General features: G+C 43.9%; 16 protein-coding genes. 10 read left to right on the top strand and 6 right to left on the bottom strand.

What is annotated here, in order from left to right; genetic code table 11:
• Window positions 1-10 precede the first annotated feature (10 nt).
• Window positions 11-1,180, bottom strand: coding sequence for an FtsW/RodA/SpoVE family cell cycle protein (locus ACHWTJ_RS05485; protein WP_294740629.1), 1,170 nt, complete (start codon window positions 1,178-1,180; stop codon window positions 11-13).
• A gap of 144 nt (window positions 1,181-1,324) precedes the next feature.
• Here ACHWTJ_RS05485 and fabI point away from each other — a divergent pair, with 144 nt between their 5' ends.
• On the top strand, window positions 1,325-2,098 hold the full coding sequence (fabI, locus tag ACHWTJ_RS05490; protein ID WP_029342212.1) for an enoyl-ACP reductase FabI: 774 nt from the start codon (window positions 1,325-1,327) through the stop codon (window positions 2,096-2,098).
• 123 nt (window positions 2,099-2,221) lie between these two features.
• A complete protein-coding gene (locus tag ACHWTJ_RS05495; protein WP_294740632.1) occupies window positions 2,222-2,440 on the top strand; it encodes a hypothetical protein in 219 nt (72 codons plus the stop codon).
• A 4-nt stretch (window positions 2,441-2,444) separates the two neighbouring features.
• Here the strand turns inward: ACHWTJ_RS05495 and ACHWTJ_RS05500 are convergent, their stop codons facing one another.
• Complete coding sequence (locus ACHWTJ_RS05500) at window positions 2,445-2,957, bottom strand: YjcG family protein (RefSeq protein WP_023468877.1); 513 nt, start codon at window positions 2,955-2,957, stop codon at window positions 2,445-2,447.
• Window positions 2,958-3,102: 145 nt separating this feature from the next.
• Between ACHWTJ_RS05500 and ACHWTJ_RS05505 the strand changes: the two genes are divergently transcribed.
• Genes ACHWTJ_RS05505 through ACHWTJ_RS05515 form a run of 3 tightly spaced genes read left to right on the top strand, consistent with a single transcriptional unit; the run spans window position 3,103 to window position 4,762 of the window.
• A complete protein-coding gene (locus ACHWTJ_RS05505; RefSeq protein ID WP_294740634.1) occupies window positions 3,103-3,645 on the top strand; it encodes a phosphatidylglycerophosphatase A in 543 nt (180 codons plus the stop codon).
• On the top strand, window positions 3,645-4,265 hold the full coding sequence (locus ACHWTJ_RS05510) for a phosphatase PAP2 family protein (protein WP_394679244.1): 621 nt from the start codon (window positions 3,645-3,647) through the stop codon (window positions 4,263-4,265). Before ACHWTJ_RS05505 ends, ACHWTJ_RS05510 begins: the two co-directional genes overlap by 1 nt.
• Window positions 4,265-4,762, top strand: coding sequence for a hypothetical protein (locus ACHWTJ_RS05515; RefSeq protein WP_294740638.1), 498 nt, complete (start codon window positions 4,265-4,267; stop codon window positions 4,760-4,762). Before ACHWTJ_RS05510 ends, ACHWTJ_RS05515 begins: the two co-directional genes overlap by 1 nt.
• A 55-nt stretch (window positions 4,763-4,817) precedes the next feature.
• Here ACHWTJ_RS05515 and ACHWTJ_RS05520 read toward each other — a convergent pair whose 3' ends face one another.
• The 4 genes from ACHWTJ_RS05520 to ACHWTJ_RS05535 all read right to left on the bottom strand — a co-directional run bounded on the left by ACHWTJ_RS05520 (window position 4,818) and on the right by ACHWTJ_RS05535 (window position 8,724).
• Window positions 4,818-5,693 carry a DegV family protein gene (locus ACHWTJ_RS05520; RefSeq protein ID WP_294740640.1) on the bottom strand — a complete coding sequence of 292 codons (876 nt, stop codon included), beginning with the start codon at window positions 5,691-5,693 and terminating at the stop codon, window positions 4,818-4,820.
• A gap of 65 nt (window positions 5,694-5,758) precedes the next feature.
• Window positions 5,759-7,084, bottom strand: a complete 1,326-nt coding sequence (brnQ, locus tag ACHWTJ_RS05525) for a branched-chain amino acid transport system II carrier protein (RefSeq protein WP_294740641.1) — start codon at window positions 7,082-7,084, stop codon at window positions 5,759-5,761.
• Between the two features lie 346 nt (window positions 7,085-7,430).
• Entirely contained in the window at window positions 7,431-7,724 is a 294-nt protein-coding gene (locus ACHWTJ_RS05530) for a hypothetical protein (RefSeq protein WP_050677561.1), read from the bottom strand.
• Between the two features lie 247 nt (window positions 7,725-7,971).
• Window positions 7,972-8,724, bottom strand: coding sequence for a hypothetical protein (locus ACHWTJ_RS05535; protein ID WP_294740643.1), 753 nt, complete (start codon window positions 8,722-8,724; stop codon window positions 7,972-7,974).
• Window positions 8,725-8,835: 111 nt separating this feature from the next.
• On the opposite strand from ACHWTJ_RS05535, the gene ACHWTJ_RS05540 reads away from it, so the two are divergent.
• From ACHWTJ_RS05540 to ACHWTJ_RS05560, 5 genes are all read left to right on the top strand, one after another.
• Window positions 8,836-9,393 (top strand): GNAT family N-acetyltransferase, encoded by a 558-nt coding sequence (locus ACHWTJ_RS05540; RefSeq protein ID WP_294740645.1) that lies wholly within the window; start codon window positions 8,836-8,838, stop codon window positions 9,391-9,393.
• Window positions 9,394-9,401: 8 nt separating this feature from the next.
• The gene (locus ACHWTJ_RS05545) at window positions 9,402-10,115 is read left to right on the top strand and encodes an alpha/beta fold hydrolase (protein ID WP_294740647.1); all 714 of its coding nucleotides are present in this window, start codon (window positions 9,402-9,404) and stop codon (window positions 10,113-10,115) included.
• 87 nt (window positions 10,116-10,202) lie between these two features.
• Window positions 10,203-11,294: a conserved virulence factor C family protein gene (locus tag ACHWTJ_RS05550; RefSeq protein ID WP_294745493.1), complete on the top strand. Its 1,092-nt coding sequence runs from the start codon at window positions 10,203-10,205 to the stop codon at window positions 11,292-11,294.
• Between the two features lie 358 nt (window positions 11,295-11,652).
• On the top strand, window positions 11,653-11,865 hold the full coding sequence (locus ACHWTJ_RS05555) for a hypothetical protein (protein WP_023468866.1): 213 nt from the start codon (window positions 11,653-11,655) through the stop codon (window positions 11,863-11,865).
• A gap of 81 nt (window positions 11,866-11,946) precedes the next feature.
• Window positions 11,947-12,393 carry a BsuPI-related putative proteinase inhibitor gene (locus ACHWTJ_RS05560; protein WP_394679245.1) on the top strand — a complete coding sequence of 149 codons (447 nt, stop codon included), beginning with the start codon at window positions 11,947-11,949 and terminating at the stop codon, window positions 12,391-12,393.
• Window positions 12,394-12,426: the final 33 nt, after the last annotated feature.

A 12,426-nucleotide genomic window follows, 5' to 3' on the forward strand; every position in this document is an offset into this window, starting at 1 on the left:
TCGTATGCGATTAATCTTCATCAAACATGGAAATCCGTGATTGAGAAGCGATTGCCATGATTAATCCTAAACCGACGAGGTTTACGATCATCGTCGATCCACCATAACTGATGAATGGTAGAGGAAGACCTGTGATCGGTAAAACACCGATCGTCATCCCGATGTTTTGGAAGATTTGGAACGTGAACATCGCGACATATCCTGTCACGATATATGTACCAAATGGATCCGCCGTCTCAAGAGCGATTTGAATCAAGCGGTAGACGAACAGGAATAAGACGATCAATACGATGGCAGCCCCAATGAAACCATAGTGTGAGGCGATCGTCGTAAAGATGAAGTCCGTATGCAATTCCGGAACGAATACTTGCAGTTTCCCGTATCCAACACCAAACATTTGACCAGAACCTGTTGCATTGATTGCTTGGACGAGCTGATACGATAGGTCATCCGCATATTCAAAAGGTTGCAACCAAGCCATGATCCGGTTCATCGCGTGACCCGGGAAAAACGTTGCGAGTAAGTCGTTGTGGAAATAAAACAGGTAGAAGAAGATGATGACAGAACCTGCGAACAGTGCAAACATCGTCAAGAGCCATTTCCAGTTCAGTCCGGATAATAACATGGCACACGCAAGAATGACACACAAGATCAAACCGATTCCTAAATCGGGTTGGATGATGATGAGTCCAAGTGGTAAAGCTGTGACAACGACCATCTTGATGAGTAATAAAAGATCGCGTTCATGCTGGACATACCTAGCGTTATGTTCTGAAATGACGGCAGCAAGAGAGACGATCAAGAAGAACTTCATGAACTCAGCCGGTTGAACGGTTCCGATGACAGGGAATTGATACCATCCGTACGCTCCTTTGATTTCGGTAACGATTGGAGTGTTCCGAAGAACAACAAGACCAATCAATGATATGATACCTGCTCCATATAAATACCAGTGGAATCGCTTCAATTGTTCGTAATCAATAAAAATGACGACGGACAATGCCATGAAGCCGATAACATACCATTGAACTTGTTTGGCGGAGAAGTTGATGGCACTGATGGCACCTTTAAGTGAAGGTTGAGCCGTATAGATGGCGATGACACTGATGACCATCAGACAGGCGAGTAAAAAAAGCAACGTATGGTCATAACGTTGTGTAAATGATTTGAATCGATTCATTTCATCCCTACTTTCTATCACTTTCTATATTACCGTAATTTATCAAATCCGCAATATCAAGAGCGATGGTTGACAGAAGCGTTACGTTTTTGTAACCTGAAGATAGGTTTTATTACCAGGTACTAATTCAAGGGGGACTTTATCATGAATATTTATCCTTCACTCGAAGGCAAGACGTACGTCGTCATGGGTGTCATCAACCAACGTTCGATTGCATGGGGCATTGCACGTGCGCTCGACGCTGCTGGAGCAAGCCTCGCATTTACATATGTCGGGGAACGTTTTAAGGCACCGCTTGAAAAATTAGGACAGGAATTATCACGTCCGGCTTCTTATTATACGTGTGATGTCACAAGTGATGAAGAGATCGAACAGGTCTTCCAGACGATCCATGCGGATCACGGGAAGATTTCAGGAATCGCTCACTCGATCGCCTTCGCTGACAAAGAAGCACTTCGTGGGGAGTTTTCTGGTGTGACACGTGAACAGTTCGCGCAAGCACTTGATATCTCTGCCTACAGTTTGACAGCGGTCGTCAAGGCGGCGAAAGACTTCTTCACAGAAGACGCATCCGTCATCACATTGACGTACCTTGGTGGTGAGAAGATGGTTCCGAACTATAACGTCATGGGTGTTGCGAAAGCAGCATTAGATGCAAGTGTTCGTTATCTCGCTGCTGAATATGGACAGCAAGGTGTTCGCGTCAATGCGATCTCAGCTGGTCCGATCCGGACGGTTTCAGCAAAAGGTGTTGGCGATTTCAACTCGATCCTCGATAGCATCGAAGAACGTGCGCCACTTCACCGTAACGTCACGACGGAACAAATCGGTCAAAGTGGATTGTTCTTACTTTCGCAAATGTCGAGTGGTGTGACAGGAGAAATCCTTCACGTCGATAGCGGATTCCACATTCTATAATAAATAGGTAATTCACTAAGCCGGGCTTTCCTTAGGAGGAGAGCTTGGTTTTTTTTATGCTTAATCGGGGAACTGATAATTATAAGCATCGTTAGAATGAGCAGGGGAGAGGAAGTGCAAAGGATGAATTCAATCGATTTTACGGTCGTACAATATGTGAATCGTCAAGTACGTGTCGACCCACAACTAAAGACTGAACCGGTCGCAAGGGTTCAACCGATACGCCCAGTCGACCCTTATCGAGATTATGAAACGCAAGATTTTTTAGAGGAACAGGCGAATGCATATGGGGTATTGCCAGAACTAAAACTTCCCGGTCGAAGCTTCGACCGGGAAGTTTAATCATTCATTGACCTGTAAAGCGGAACGTCTCGTAGACACTCCAAGCACCGTTCTCTAGTTCATACAGTAAAGCCATTTTCGTAACATCTTCTTGGAAGCGGATATCTTCCATCTTGAGACGTTCTAATACATCGAACAGTTCGACATCCGACAGTTCTTGACCAATCGTGATATGTGGCAAGAAATCATATTTCGGCTTATGTTCGAGTGGTCCCGTATGCAAGGCACGATGTAATTGTTCTAACTCATCCGTCGGCATGACTTTAAGGAACAAGACGTTGTTTGTCGGATGGAACGAACGAGCTCCTTGGATGTGGAGATTGACCGGCTTCGTTTCAGACGCGATCCGATTCAACTCCGTCACGATGTGATCTAATTCTGTCTCATCGACTTCCATCCGCTCCCGTAGCGTGATGTGAGGTGTGATCAGTGCATACTTTGAGTCATATCTCTTTCGGTATGAATTTGCAAAATCTTGAACGCGTTTCGATGGAAACAATACAACCCCGATGTTCATCGAAAATCCCCTACTTTCCCCTGAAATGATAACGCTTTACAAAATAATCATGACGGATTCTGGCGTCGATGTCAAAGAAGTTTGAGAGGAGCTTCAGAATCCGTGTATACTAATGAAGTACTTTGTTGGAGAGGTGGATACAGTCATGAAGAAAACACATTCAAAAGAGGTCAAACAAGCAGCGATTGACAAGTTACATGAACGCGGGGTGACAATCCATGCGATTGCTGAAATCGTTTACCAAATGCAAGCACCTTACACGGTGGATCTGACAGTAGAAACATGTGTCAGTTCGGTTGAACGAGTTTTGGAAAAGCGTGAATTACAACATGCGATCCTTGTCGGAGCAGAATTAGACATTCTTGCTGAAAAAGGATTATTATCTGAACCACTCTTGTCCATCATCCAAAGCGATGAAGGGTTATTTGGCGTAGACGAGACGATTGCGATTGGTGCCGTCAATACGTACGGATCCATCGCGGTTACGACGTTCGGATATTTGGATAAAGCGAAAATCGGGATCATCAAAGAACTCGATACGAAGCTTGGTGACGGAAAAGTCAATACGTTCATGGACGATATCGTCGCAGCGATCGCGGCAAATGCATCCGGACGTTTGGCGCATCGTTTGCGGGATAAGGAAGATTATTCAGCAGAAGAATTAGAAGAACGTAAGGGGACATATTAATGAGGGGTGCAAGAACGGCGTGGGTGGGTGCGTCCATCGCTGTCGTCTTGTTCGTGATCATCGCCGTCTCGATTCGTATGACGGGCTACTTTTTATTTGATGCGCAATTATCGTCTTACATGTCTCGACATGTACCGGGGAACTATGTCTCTTGGTTTACTCAACTAGGCTCTGGTCCAGGAGCAATGACGATGACGGTGTTGCTCGGAGTAGTGAGTTATGTCTTGTGGCGAGATCGTATCGCAAGTATTTGGTATGTACTGATGGCGATTTCGGTAGGGGCGTTAAATCAAGTCGTCAAATTTGCCTTTGTGCGAGAACGCCCATCATTGAATGAGCTAGTGGGTGGCGTTGGCTATAGTTTCCCAAGTGGTCATTCCGCGATAGCGTTCGCTGTATATGCAGGATTTCTTGTCGTCGCTTTCCGTCATTTGAAAACGACTGGTAAAGTGATCGTATCGGTGTTGACGATTGGAATGTTTCTCGCCATGGGTGCTTCTCGCATTATTTTGAACGTCCATTATTTCTCAGATGTCATCGGTGGTTATTGTTTTGCTGCGATTCTTTTATGTAGCTCCTATGCATTCATCGTCTCCCGTAGAAAAAAAGGAGTGACTTGATGTTACTATTAGATGTTGATCACAGTTTATTATTTGATGAAGAGACGATGCGCTCCATCGACAAGCCGACGTTGCTTGTCGAACGAGTCGCCGGGCGACCTCGTTTCATGACGATGCGAGCTCATCTTAGATTGAAGCGGTTGGTATCGATCAATGGTGTCATTCCAGTGACGAAACGAACGATGGAAGAATATAAGCAATTGGAACTTTTCCAAATCGATGCACCACCTAAATGGGCGATCATTGCTGGTGGAGAGACATTGCTGAAAGAAGGCAATGTGGATCGTCGATATGACAATTGGCTTCGTCAATTCAAGAAGGAAACCTCACTTGATTCTATCCTTGAGTATCTGATTGAGATGGAACAAGTGTCGTTTGACGTATATCCTTCCGAAACATTGTCGAATCAAATCGCACTACCACACGAACCGCTTCAACGTACGTCGGATGAAGCGATGTTACTAGAAGAATTATTTCGTAAATATGAAGTGAAATGAAAAACCGGACAGTCTTTTTAAGACCGTCCGGTTTTTCATTGTTTTGCGTAAGGCATCAAGTTGTAGGTAGAGAAATGTCATCGAACCAATACACGCCGACCGTCTCAGCACCAGCATGTGCCAAGATGGAAGGACCGAATTGAGTGATTCGAACATTGATTTCAGGATGTTCCGTTATAATCAAACGTTTTAATTCTTCAGCGGCCGTATGAGCGAGCGTATGACCGATATAAAGTGTTCGATCGTAGACTCCTTGTGCCGTTACTTTAGAAGTGATCTCGGTCACCATTTCCTTGAATGCTTTTTTGATTGAGCGGACCTTCTTGAAAGGAACAAGCCGTCCTTCTTCATCAAATTGAGCAATTGGCTTGATGTTGAGCATATTCGCTAACAAAAATTGACTTCCAGATACACGACCACTACGTCGCATCGTCTCCATATTTCCAATAATCAGATAAAAATGTGATTTGTGTTTAAACGTTTCAAGCGTCGACATGACTTCTTTTGGACTTTTACCAGCAGATGCTAGTTGTTGTGCGATCCGGACAAGTTCTTGTTGATTGGCAGCACCCGTGTATGAGTCAATCGCATACAGCGGAAAACCGACAGCCTCAGCCGCAGCGACCGAACTGGAGTAGGTGCCGCTTAAGCCACTTGTAATGTGGATCGCATATCCGTAATCGTAACCGTCTTCAAGTAACTGTTCATATAAAGTCACGAAATCACCAAATGACGGTTGAGAAGTCGTAGGTGAAGTTTTCGAATCGTCCTGCATTTTTTGGTTCAATTGTTCAATCGAGATATCGACATACTCCCGGTAAGACTCTCCGTTTAAGATGAGTAATGTCGGTATCACATGGACTCCGATTTTTTCAGCCTCTCCTGGCTCAAAAAAAGCCATGCTGTCGGTAATCCAAGCAATCTTATCCATGTATATGACGCCTCCATTAATATAACCATTTTGTTCATCATACCATAGCGATGAAAGCGGAATCACTAGCTAGCGCGTTTTTGTGTGATAGAAGCACTGGAAACGTGTCCAAACCATGAACTGATTCCAAAGGCGATGAGTGTCGGAAATAACCATTCTAAGCTTTGGTCCACTAAAGGGAGCGATTGATAGAACGTTTTAAGATTTCCCGGGAAAAGAGAGAGTTGATTCAACGCACTACAAAGTGAGAAGAAAATTGTTACTCCGAGTGTTAATTGATAGACGACCGACTTACGACGGAACAGATGACGCATGAATGTCAATGCAATCAAAACGATGACGATTGGATAAAGGAACATTAATACAGGGACAGCGATGGATAACAATGTCTGCAATCCGACGATGGATACTGTAAGACCAAGAGCAGTCGTGAAGGTGCTTGCCGTTTTTAATGAGATACGTGTGGAAAGAGTCATCATATATTCTGCAAATGCGGTGACGAGACCAACTGATGTCGTCAAACATGCAAGCAGGATCGCAAGACCGAGCACAGCTAAACCGATTGAGCCGAATGCCGTATTTGCATAATGTTGAAGTAGTGTTGGACCATCGACTTTTCCGATGGCGGCAAATGTATTACGTCCGATCATTCCGAGTCCGACATAGACGAGCGTCAAAGCAGTGGCAGCGATGATTCCGGCACGAGTGACGACTTTAAACTGGGCTGTTCGTTCATGAACGCCTCGGCTTTTTAATGTATGCAGTACGACGACACCAAATACTAAGGCGCCGAGTGCATCAAGCGTTAAGTATCCTTGAAGGAATCCTTGAATGAATGCCTGTCCAGTCGTCTCATATGCTTCGTTTGGTGAAGCGACGCTCGAGAGTGGCGAAATGATGCTACTGATGCTTAATGCAGCAAGAGCCATCAATAATAATGGTGTGATGAAACGCCCGATGATCTCAAGTAACTTTCCTGGTCGTAGTACAAGATAAAGTGTGGCAAGGAAAAAGAGACTCGATGAGATGATCAACGACATTTGTGAGGGAGCACCAAGAAACGGGACGACTCCGAGCTCATACGTGACAACCGATGTGCGCGGAATCCCGAAGAAGGGACCAATCGCAACATAGAGTGCAAACGTCAAGGCAGCACCTACGAAACGAGGGAGTGGTGCAGCAAGTGTTTTGATGCCACCTCCGATAGAGGCAACTGCAAGTAAGCCGAGCAATGGAAGTCCAACACCCGTCACGATAAAGCCGAGAATGGCTGGGAGGAATTGTTTACCTGCGAGGGCACCGAGTTCTGGTGGGAAGATCAAGTTGCCCGCACCGAAAAATAATGCAAAAATCATAAATCCTAAAGCGAATGTATCTTTTGTCTTAAACATGTGTTGTCCTCCATTCATCTTAATTTCAATAAAAAAAGCCTCATCCACGATGTGCGTGGATAGGCGTCATGTGATCAGACGCCTTGTCGAAATGACGAAAAGGGCCTGGTCTTCATCTTCTCAATCGAGAAATGAATCTTCAGTCCCTGGTCCTAATCACAATCAGTCGTACTTGGATGAGCGTTGCGTATGTCATGTTTGAAACCTCCTGTTTGAATTTTTCTAAGGATAACATGAAGAATTTAATAAAACAATATTTTCTGAAAATTCATCACCGAATTTTTGAAAACAAATAACGCCTTGAGTAGAGATGAGAGTCTTTACTCAAGGCGTATCACGGTACATATCAGCTCGTTGCAATCGAGCGTGTTTTTTTATGACGTTTCAATTTATGGAGGAGCCAAGCGTGAACGACCTCACAGGATTGACGTGGTAACGTCAGCTCAACAAGCGATTCCTGCTGTTGCCCTTTGATGATGAAAAGTCCATTTTCTTCATCGACAGGGGCGATGGTCATTGAACTCGCTTCATTCAGCGACAGTTTTACTTCACCGAGTGTCGCATCCTTTAATTTAAGGATGTTCCCATTCGTCGCAAATTTCGTGAATGAGCCAATTCCGTTCACTTTTAACTGATCCATATTGAATTCCTCCTTCTGCTGATTCCAGTACTATCCCTACAAAAAAACGGGTCTAACTTCTATCTTGAAAAGGTTATCCTCATTATAGCGAAGTCCTCACAAGATGCTAGTCTTATTTTGTGTGAAAATTCGAAAAATTTTTTAACGATATTGTCATATTGTCTTGAATAACCGTAAAGAAGGAGTCATCCTTTGAAATTTTAATAGAACAAAAGCATCCTTTTCTAAAAGAAAAAGATGCTAAAGGTCAATCTAACTCAAAACTCCATTTCTTTTTTCGACATACAAGCGTTCCACGCCGAAGAATCGATTCTTTCTCTGCTTCAAAATCTTCATGTAAGACGCTCATGTCTTCATAACGACCAGCGACGTAGACGGGAATCGTAATATTTCTTGAAAAAACAGATCGTTTTGCGCTTTCGAAATCAATCAATACCCCTTCCCCAAGAAGATGACGGATGTGAATCATGATTTCGGCTGTTAAAGCAATCGAGGCAACGGATCGTGCGTGTTGTCGGAATTTTCGTTGCACAAGGTCAGCGATCAATTGTTCGACGCGTGCCCAGTCTTTTAAGTAAACGGAAGCATGAAGTCCGTCATGCTCGCTAAAATAGACCAATTCATTCTCGATCGAATCAAGGAAGGGAAGTGGTGTTCCGCGTTTCATATGCATTAAAAATAACAATTCTGCGATTTCGACATCCGTTAATACGTCGAGTGAATGGGAGGAACGAATATCGATAGCGATTAATGGATGACGCTGGATATCTGTGGATTGTGAAAACTGTTCGATTTCATGTGCTTCGATATAATGTAGCATCGTCCGAAACGATTGTTTCGTCTGTTTGAAATCACTTCCTGAAATGAGCAAAGGACGCTTCAAATCGACGGCTGCGGTGAAATCAGAGAAATGCACACCTGACATCGTCAATCGTTGATTTTCCTCGTCCTCATATAAGTAAAGTAACGCACTTGACATACCACTTCGCTTCCTTTCCATGACTAACTCCTTCATAATTCAATAGTAGCAAAACTTTGAATTGCCTGAAAGGATATTTACTCCTGAAAACGGGCATACTACATAGAGAAGCATAAAGAGGGGTGATGGAGCATGTGGGGCTTGCGAAAGCCATTCCCGGAATTGCGGACCGAGCGCTTCATATTACGTGAGCTCGAAAACCGTGACGCACGTGAATTGTTTAAAATCCTATCAGATGATGAAGTCATGTACTATTACGGATCGGATCCGCTTGTGACAGTCTATGAAGCTAAAAACGTTATCAGTTACTTTAAGGAACAGTTCACACAAGGTAAAGCGATTCGCTGGGCAATTGCTGATGCGGAAACGAATCAATTGATCGGTACGATTGGTTTTCATAACTGGCTCTCTCAATATCATCGAGCTGAAATTGGTTTTGAGGTCAGTCAAGAGTATTGGCAACGCGGGGTGGCTTCAGAGGCAGCTCGAGCTGTTCTGACATACGGATTTGAGGAATTCGCTCTCCATCGCATCAGTGCTCTCGTCGCACCTGAGAATCTTGCTTCCAATGCATTGGTGCAAAAATTAGGATTTCAAGCAGAAGGACTATTAGAAGATTATGCATACAGTCACGGTCGTTTCATGAACTTGACGATGTACCGTATGCTTGCATCTGAGTGGAAGGGATGAGGTAGTCAATGGAAAAACAAACACTTGTACTCCTGCATGGATTTACAGGAGGGACAGATTATTTTAATCGGGTAGAGGCGAATTTACGACATTCTTTTGAAGTTTTACCGTTAAGTTTACCAGGACATGAAGGACTCGATGTCGGACCGGATACGATTGAAGGGTTCGCAGAATGGGTCATGGATGATCTAGAGCGACGCGGCGTTGAAAAGCCAATCATCGTTGGTCATTCCTTTGGCGGATACATCACGGCTGCAATCGTGGAAAGATATGCCGACAAAATCAGTGGGTACGGTCTCGTTTACTCAACGGCGAAGGCAGATGATGAACAAGCGAAACAAAAACGAAATCAAAACATCACGCGTGTAGAAGAAGTGGGCGTGAGGGAATTCGTCAATGGTCTTGTTCCGTCCTTATTCGCGGAAGGAGCCGATGAATTCGCGGTTGCTGAAGCACTTGAAATCGGATATATGATGACCGTCGAGGGAGCCATCCGTGCGCTTTCTGCGATGCGAGATCGTCGAGACATGACGAAAGCTTTGTCGGAAGCAAACGTAAAAGGTGTCATCATTCATGGTACGAAGGATTCATTGATCTCAAAGGAAAGTGCGTTTGCACCAACAAATGAGCATCTCTTACATCGATCGACAGACAGTGGGCACATGGGGATGTTTGAGACACCGGATGCCTTCGTCGAGATCATAGAGGAAGCGTTCGCATGATGATTTTGCCCTACAGTCATTTCTGTAGGGCATTTGCTTTGCATTTCAGATTAGATATCTGAAATGATAGAATTGGAGGGGATACACATGAAAATCGTAGCGATTGAACCAACACCAAGTCCGAATAACATGAAAGTCATTGTTGATGAGGTCTTTTCAGAGAAAGGACAGACATTCGAGCACGCGTTTGGTGCGCCGGAACATATTCAGAGACTTCTTGAAATTCCGGGTGTTAAGTTTGTCTATCAAGTCAGTGATTTTTTGTCTGTTGAGCGTTATCCGAAGTATGATTGGCGTTCACTTGTCATCGACATACGCCGCGCGTTCGGTGAAACGTTAAACGATGTCGAACAGCATGAGACGGATGCAGAATATGAACCCGTCCATCTGTTCGTTCAGTTCATCCTAGGCGTACCGATGCAAATCAAAGGTGTGAAAGGATTAGAGGAAAAACGCGAAGGGCTGTCGGAACGTTTCCGCGAAGCTGCATTGTTCGTCCAGCCATTCGTTCAGAATGTCATTAGCGATCGGCGCTGGGTAGAACAAGCACCTCGATACGGTGATCTTGACGAGAGTCTACGCGAAGTAGCAAATGAAATTGAAATCGCGTATCCGATCGAACGTCTCGAACGTCTGAAGTCACTCGCAGCAGGAGAAGACATTGCTTTTAGTGGTCAAGCCATTCGCTCGTCTGATTGGAAGGAGCGATTCGCAGCGCTCGATGAATTACCTGTTGAAATGGAATGGGTTCCAGCGTATGCACGATTGTTACAGGACGAAAAAATGCAAATTCGTCGTCAAGCAATCGTAAAGCTCGGGATGTTTGAAGAGCACCGGGAAGAATTATTGGAATATTTGACAAGTGCACTCCATGATCCGTCAGGTATCGTACGACGAACAGCGGGCGATACGATTTCGGATTGGGCGATGCCAGAGGCTGAACCGATGATGATGGAGGCTTTAACTGATAAAAATAAATTAGTACGTTGGCGGGCTGCTCGATTCCTGTTTGATGTTGGAACAGAACAGTCAATTTCAAGACTGCGTGAAGCGAGCCGAGACCGAGAATATGAAGTCGCGCTACAGGCGGAACTCGCCTTGACTCGAATCGAAAGTGGGGAAGAAGCACTAGGAACAGTTTGGCAACAAATGAACCGAATGATAGATGAAAGTTCATGAGAACTTCAAAAACATATTTACGCAAGAATCATTCGACAAAAGAAGTCACCGTTTTTCTAGGTATATTTTACCTGTCTACCGAAAAAATGTGGTAAAATAATCAATATTTCATTGTTACCTTTTTGAAATCGAAATGAAATGTGTTGAAAACGCTTATAAAAAAGCTTGCATCTAACAATTAATTTTATAATTCCAATAATTACCTATAAAGTTTGAAATATTGTTTTGAAAAGAAATGTCGAATGACAATTTTCTTCTCTTTTCTACTCTTTGATACAGTAAACCTACAATAACGAATTCGGAACATGTAGGTCATCTTTTGGCTGATCATATGAACGAAAAAGGGGAGAATCGTAATATGCTACTTTTTGCTGAAACAGATTTAGCTGTGGGATATAAAGAACGGACAAAAACTGGAGTGTATGTCACGATTGAAACGATCGACAGTCGTACGATTACATTAGTCGCACCAGCAAACGCGGCAGAAGATATTTGTGACGAACTGTTCGCAACAGGATTAGAACAATTGTTTTCATTCAAGATGAATCCATCGACTTTACCTGTGGCATAAGAGATGAAACGCACGAGAGAGGAGAATCCTCTCTCGCTTTTTTTTTGTGATAAAATTGATTTAGGTAAAAGGAGGGATGAAATGAAACGTCTCGTTTTCATTCTGTTGCTGCTTACTGTTTGTTTAGCAGGTTGCCAGGAAAAGAAACAACAGGCAACAAAAACGATGAACAAACCGATTCAGATCGCAGTCAAAACGACAAAGCAGGACGACATGATGCAATTAGACATTTCTTTAACGAATCCAAATGATCACAGTGTAAATGTGACGTATCCTTCCTCACAACGTTTTCAGGCTCAATTGATTGATGCGAAACAACACGTCACGTATGATTTTGAGAAAGAGCAAGTTTTCACGCAAGCGATTGAAAAGGATACGTTCACGAAACGCGAAACAAAACAGTACACGGTTGAATTACCGATCTCCTCTGTAGGTGATAGCACGGAAGTTCGCGTATCGACAATCCGTCAGTTCAAGGGAGCAAGTGCGAAACAAACGACGGATCAGCAAACGATTGATTCAAAATGACGATCAACACGATGTGAAGGAGTGAAGCGATTC

It is taken from the genome of uncultured Exiguobacterium sp., assembly GCF_964277885.1.
Lineage (GTDB): Bacteria > Bacillota > Bacilli > Exiguobacteriales > Exiguobacteriaceae > Exiguobacterium_A.

Excerpts from the sequence above, each read along its gene's own strand:
- ACHWTJ_RS05520 (WP_294740640.1), bottom strand. The coding sequence starts at position 5,693 with ATGGATAAGATTGCTTGGATTACCGACAGCATGGCTTTTTTTGAGCCA.
- ACHWTJ_RS05530 (WP_050677561.1), bottom strand. The coding sequence starts at position 7,724 with ATGGATCAGTTAAAAGTGAACGGAATTGGCTCATTCACGAAATTTGCG.
- brnQ (WP_294740641.1), bottom strand. The coding sequence starts at position 7,084 with ATGTTTAAGACAAAAGATACATTCGCTTTAGGATTTATGATTTTTGCA.
- ACHWTJ_RS05535 (WP_294740643.1), bottom strand. The coding sequence starts at position 8,724 with ATGGAAAGGAAGCGAAGTGGTATGTCAAGTGCGTTACTTTACTTATAT.
- ACHWTJ_RS05560 (WP_394679245.1), top strand. The coding sequence starts at position 11,947 with ATGAAACGTCTCGTTTTCATTCTGTTGCTGCTTACTGTTTGTTTAGCA.
- ACHWTJ_RS05515 (WP_294740638.1), top strand. The coding sequence starts at position 4,265 with ATGTTACTATTAGATGTTGATCACAGTTTATTATTTGATGAAGAGACG.
- ACHWTJ_RS05510 (WP_394679244.1), top strand. The coding sequence starts at position 3,645 with ATGAGGGGTGCAAGAACGGCGTGGGTGGGTGCGTCCATCGCTGTCGTC.
- fabI (WP_029342212.1), top strand. The coding sequence starts at position 1,325 with ATGAATATTTATCCTTCACTCGAAGGCAAGACGTACGTCGTCATGGGT.
- ACHWTJ_RS05500 (WP_023468877.1), bottom strand. The coding sequence starts at position 2,957 with ATGAACATCGGGGTTGTATTGTTTCCATCGAAACGCGTTCAAGATTTT.
- ACHWTJ_RS05485 (WP_294740629.1), bottom strand. The coding sequence starts at position 1,180 with ATGAATCGATTCAAATCATTTACACAACGTTATGACCATACGTTGCTT.
- ACHWTJ_RS05495 (WP_294740632.1), top strand. The coding sequence starts at position 2,222 with ATGAATTCAATCGATTTTACGGTCGTACAATATGTGAATCGTCAAGTA.
- ACHWTJ_RS05550 (WP_294745493.1), top strand. The coding sequence starts at position 10,203 with ATGAAAATCGTAGCGATTGAACCAACACCAAGTCCGAATAACATGAAA.
- ACHWTJ_RS05545 (WP_294740647.1), top strand. The coding sequence starts at position 9,402 with ATGGAAAAACAAACACTTGTACTCCTGCATGGATTTACAGGAGGGACA.
- ACHWTJ_RS05505 (WP_294740634.1), top strand. The coding sequence starts at position 3,103 with ATGAAGAAAACACATTCAAAAGAGGTCAAACAAGCAGCGATTGACAAG.
- ACHWTJ_RS05555 (WP_023468866.1), top strand. The coding sequence starts at position 11,653 with ATGCTACTTTTTGCTGAAACAGATTTAGCTGTGGGATATAAAGAACGG.
- ACHWTJ_RS05540 (WP_294740645.1), top strand. The coding sequence starts at position 8,836 with ATGTGGGGCTTGCGAAAGCCATTCCCGGAATTGCGGACCGAGCGCTTC.